Raw genomic sequence first — 3,960 nt, forward strand, 5'->3', positions numbered from 1 at the left:
AAGGCAGAGGGTATTGGTCCTCCCTCTGAGGGGTTTGAACAGTTGTTTAAATCCGTAGGCTCATTGAGCAAAAAAAGGATTTATTTCCGCAATTACTGTGTAGAATTCCCTCGCCGGTGCTGGTTAATCAGGGGCGATATGATGTATTGACGGTAACGATTAATGACAAAGAAGAAAAACATGAATTTCCTATTTTTCCTGGCATAGAAGGGATGCCCCTGGTGCTTCAGGAGTTAATGACAATGCAAAGTGATACCGCCGCTCAAGTTAATGAGCTTAAAAAGCGGATGTCTTGCTTTGATTCTGTTATTGAAGAGGAGGTGATGACTCTGATTGCCACTTACCGTGTGCAACGGGCCGATATGATGGGTTATCATCGCAGGTTCAGCCACTGGCGTGACACCATTTCCAATCCACTGGAATCTCAAGGTATCGCGCTGGGTTTTCAGTTGATATACGATATCAATGCTAATGCAAAAACGATTCTGTCACTCCTCTGCGAGGGTTAGGCTTCTTGCCTAACGGCTCCCGTATTTTATCGAAGATGAGGAAAATAAATAATAATGGGGGATATCTCTATTTTTTTACCCCGGCTAACAGTTAACAAACTGTTTATTCGCGATTTGATGGCGGCGGGATCCCCCTGTTTTGCGTTGGGTTATGTGGAAGAGCGGGGATCTCACTGTGGTGTTATCGCGCTGCGACCAGCAACGCCGATCCCCTCTGCGTCCAGTGCGCAAGGATTCCGCTTTGGGCATTCCGTGCTTGGCTTTGATGGAAAGCCGGTGCTTCATTTTGCTTTCGAGTTTTATGGTCACGTCATCTATCGTGGACTTGTTGTGCCGGGTAATCCGATTATTCAAGCGGTAATTAATCGGATGCTGGAAACAAAAGATTATTTTTTCTTTGCCATTAACCCCGATCAGACCGTCATTGCCTTCCGTTCTCAATTAGAATCAGCCAATCTTGCCGGGTTAAAAACCAATCAGAAACAATTTGAAAATATGAGTTGTACACCTGAGCAATATGAAAAGGCAGTGAAAATTTTTACTAAAAAACCGGATCCCCCGGGTCTTGTCATGAAATGGGTTTGTCGGAATGATTGGGATTATCTTGATTTAACAAAATATCGGTTGGAACTGAATCCACGGCAATAGACAGATGAGGAGTAGAAAATGATGCTCCTTATTTGCCATCCTGAATAATAAAGTTGTGAGGTGTTCTAACCTAAAATTCGGTATTTTCCGTCGTTAGCTATATCACCTTGCTTACCAATGTACACTTGTCAAAACGTTCATGTGGTAGCATAAATAGGTATCAATTATCTCATTATGAGATATAATATTATCATGCGGATCATATCTAACAAAGCTCTGACGCATTTTTCAGCTGTGCACCCCGCGGCTACTGAGCCTATGCAAGCGTGGCGTAAACTCATAGAGTCTCATTCTTTTGTGAACTTTGCGGACATCAAGAGGGTGTTTAACACTACGGATAAAGTGGGGTGTTACTGTGTATTCAACATTGGTGGTAATAAATATCGGATCATTACTGCTATCCATTTTGATCACCAGAAGCTTTATATTCGTCATGTATTAACTCATAAGGAGTACGATAAATGGAAGCCCTAATGGATCGCACAGTGGTAGCAGAGATTACTTCCCACTTTCAAGCGCTATCATCAGTTATTCCTTTACATAGCATTCATTCCGAGGATGATTATGATAGGGCTGTTTCGGCGCAGAATAAATTGCTTGACGCTGGGGCAGCAGACGAGAAACACCCGTTGGCTGACCTCGTTAACACCCTTGGCGTACTTATTAGTGAATATGATAGCGTTCATTATCCAGCGAAAGATGTTCCGCCAGGAGGTATGTTACGTTTTTTGATGGAGCAACATAAGCTAACGCAATCGAAACTGCCAGAAATAGGGAGACAAGGCGTGGTGTCTGAAATACTGAGTGGTAAACGTGATCTAAATATTCGTCAAATTAAAGCGTTGTCTGAGCGATTTAATGTCTTGCCAACCGTTTTCTTTTAAAAGGTTGTCTCATTGCCATTTTTGGCTGGCTAGGTGGCGGGAAAACCCAATAAGCTTGATTTATTATTTTATGTACATACAATAATTAAAATGAAGATCACCTTTAATTCCTCAAAGGATGCCATAAATATTGCAAAACACGGGGTATCATTGGCTAAGGCTTGCCTCTTGGGTTGGGATTCTGCGTTGGTTTGGCCTGATCTGCGCAAGGAATAGGGTGAATCACGCCAGGCTGCATTAGCCGTTCTTCTAGACAGGGTAGATTTTGTTGCCTTCGTATATCGCCTTGATAGTCGACGCATTATGAGTTTGCGTAAGGCCAACCAAGGGGAGTTTGATCATTATGTTGAGTACATTAATTCGTCCCACAGCTGAAGAGGATGTGTACCTCACGGAGGCAGCCATGTCAGATGATGCGATTCCTTTATTAACAGATGAGGAATGGGAAGCAGTCAAGCCAAAGTTTAAGCGCGGGCGTCCGCAGGCTGTTGTGACGAAGGAGCGCATCACGATTCGTCTCTCTCATGATGTAGTAGAAAAATTTCGCGCCACCGGGGAGGGATGGCAAACACGTATTGATGCCGCCTTGAGGGATTGGCTTAAAACGCATTCTCCTGGTTAGGGGTTATAGGGGGTCGTGGGTGATAAACCTTGGCCGCTGACTGATTCCCCTCAGCAGCAGTTAGCCGGTGGGGATCTGAGTTGAGTTCCATCCTATATTTGATAGTGGGGGGAGTGGCAATGTTGAAATTAGCGCCTTAAAGGGGTTTACTACTCAACTAGGCTCCCTCTGAACGTACTCAATAACGAAATAATAGTGAAAAAATGTCAATGATTCATTTGAGTTCAGAACAACGACACATGATTAAGCTTATCGATGATCATGCGGCCAAATTTCCTCTATCGGACGTGGGTGATGAGCAACTACTGAGTAGCGGTTATGACTGTATGCCAGCCTTCAAGCGGATTATAGAGAGTACGTCAAAGCTACAAATGGATTATATTTGCCAACAATATGAGGGATTTTATCGATTCGCCAAATTGATGGAGAGGGTGGCTCAATGCCTTGCCGATGGTGTGATTGAGGTCCCCAAAGATCCCTCAAACAAAAATATTCCCCCCTCTTTCAATACAGGTCATTCCATTTTCGTATGAACGAACTTAAACACCAAAAAAGCGTTGATAAAGCCATTTCTAACCTGATGAAATACGCTAAAAAAGCCCCTTGGGCAGAGAGAGAAGCCCAATTTTTTAGTGAAATATTGAGGGATACAGCTGCTCTTGCTGGTGTTCCTGTCAGTGAATTGGGTCAAACATTAGACAATTATTACTATATGGGAGAGGCTTTTGGCTATCTCTTCGAGTTGTTTGCAACGAGTCATTGGGATAATGAAGATGTTTGCATGATAGAAGACTATGTCAAACGCCGTGGCTGGCGAGAGCCCCCTCACGCCAAGCGTTATCTCACTGCGTTAGCAAAAAGCGAGGTTAGACTGTGGGAAGTGGTGACGGTTAATGTAGGGCGGTGGGTTGAAGTACGCCCTTTTGGCCTAACATCTAAAGTGATCCGTGTGTATGAGCGTGCGGCGTCTCAATGTTTACAGGAGAAGGATTGTATCGCAGCCAGGGTCATTCCATGGGATGAGAAAGCTATTTTCGGCGAGGGTATGCTGCCTTTTTCACCAGAAGAAGCAGAAAAATTCCGTCTTTTCTGGCGTATTCACAGTGTCATGTGATTGCAGCACTGAAAGCAATTCGGGCTGATGATAAACACTGCTTATGGTCAGACGAAGAGATTAATCATATGGCTGCGGTTGAGAAAAGCGAACGGCTCTCGGAATTACTCTTTTCCTTCTGGACGTGTAAAACTTATTTAGCCTTGACAAAGCCGATGCCAACGTTGGTTAATCGCGAGGGTC

8 protein-coding genes are annotated in these 3,960 nt (G+C 44.0%); all 8 read left to right on the plus strand.

What is annotated here, in order from left to right; translation table 11 throughout:
- The first annotated feature begins 146 nt into the window (after positions 1-146).
- Positions 147-509: a hypothetical protein gene (locus tag REG_RS10805; protein WP_050749361.1), complete on the plus strand. Its 363-nt coding sequence runs from the start codon at positions 147-149 to the stop codon at positions 507-509.
- Positions 510-563: 54 nt separating this feature from the next.
- Positions 564-1,157, plus strand: coding sequence for a hypothetical protein (locus REG_RS07430; protein ID WP_039907836.1), 594 nt, complete (start codon positions 564-566; stop codon positions 1,155-1,157).
- 174 nt (positions 1,158-1,331) lie between these two features.
- Positions 1,332-1,631, plus strand: a complete 300-nt coding sequence (locus REG_RS07435; RefSeq protein ID WP_071985198.1) for a type II toxin-antitoxin system HigB family toxin — start codon at positions 1,332-1,334, stop codon at positions 1,629-1,631.
- Positions 1,619-2,041 (plus strand): helix-turn-helix domain-containing protein, encoded by a 423-nt coding sequence (locus REG_RS07440; protein WP_006705078.1) that lies wholly within the window; start codon positions 1,619-1,621, stop codon positions 2,039-2,041. The genes REG_RS07435 and REG_RS07440 overlap by 13 nt, the downstream gene beginning before the upstream one ends.
- A 403-nt stretch (positions 2,042-2,444) precedes the next feature.
- A complete protein-coding gene (locus REG_RS07450) occupies positions 2,445-2,663 on the plus strand; it encodes a BrnA antitoxin family protein (protein ID WP_260200239.1) in 219 nt (72 codons plus the stop codon).
- 203 nt (positions 2,664-2,866) lie between these two features.
- Positions 2,867-3,196: a hypothetical protein gene (locus tag REG_RS07455; protein ID WP_006705080.1), complete on the plus strand. Its 330-nt coding sequence runs from the start codon at positions 2,867-2,869 to the stop codon at positions 3,194-3,196.
- Positions 3,193-3,777, plus strand: a complete 585-nt coding sequence (locus REG_RS07460; protein ID WP_006705081.1) for a hypothetical protein — start codon at positions 3,193-3,195, stop codon at positions 3,775-3,777. The genes REG_RS07455 and REG_RS07460 overlap by 4 nt, the downstream gene beginning before the upstream one ends.
- On the plus strand, positions 3,774-3,960 hold a 187-nt coding region (locus REG_RS13775; RefSeq protein WP_218015673.1), incomplete at its 3' end, for a hypothetical protein. The genes REG_RS07460 and REG_RS13775, both read left to right, overlap by 4 nt.

The organism is Candidatus Regiella insecticola LSR1 (genome assembly GCF_000143625.1).
Classification (GTDB): domain Bacteria; phylum Pseudomonadota; class Gammaproteobacteria; order Enterobacterales; family Enterobacteriaceae; genus Regiella; species Regiella insecticola.

What these genes read in the sequence shown, in the direction of transcription:
- REG_RS07440 (WP_006705078.1), top strand. Translation starts at nt 1,619, where the DNA reads ATGGAAGCCCTAATGGATCGCACAGTGGTAGCAGAGATTACTTCCCAC.
- REG_RS07435 (WP_071985198.1), top strand. Translation starts at nt 1,332, where the DNA reads ATGAGATATAATATTATCATGCGGATCATATCTAACAAAGCTCTGACG.
- REG_RS07450 (WP_260200239.1), top strand. Translation starts at nt 2,445, where the DNA reads ATGTCAGATGATGCGATTCCTTTATTAACAGATGAGGAATGGGAAGCA.
- REG_RS07455 (WP_006705080.1), top strand. Translation starts at nt 2,867, where the DNA reads ATGTCAATGATTCATTTGAGTTCAGAACAACGACACATGATTAAGCTT.
- REG_RS07460 (WP_006705081.1), top strand. Translation starts at nt 3,193, where the DNA reads ATGAACGAACTTAAACACCAAAAAAGCGTTGATAAAGCCATTTCTAAC.
- REG_RS07430 (WP_039907836.1), top strand. Translation starts at nt 564, where the DNA reads ATGGGGGATATCTCTATTTTTTTACCCCGGCTAACAGTTAACAAACTG.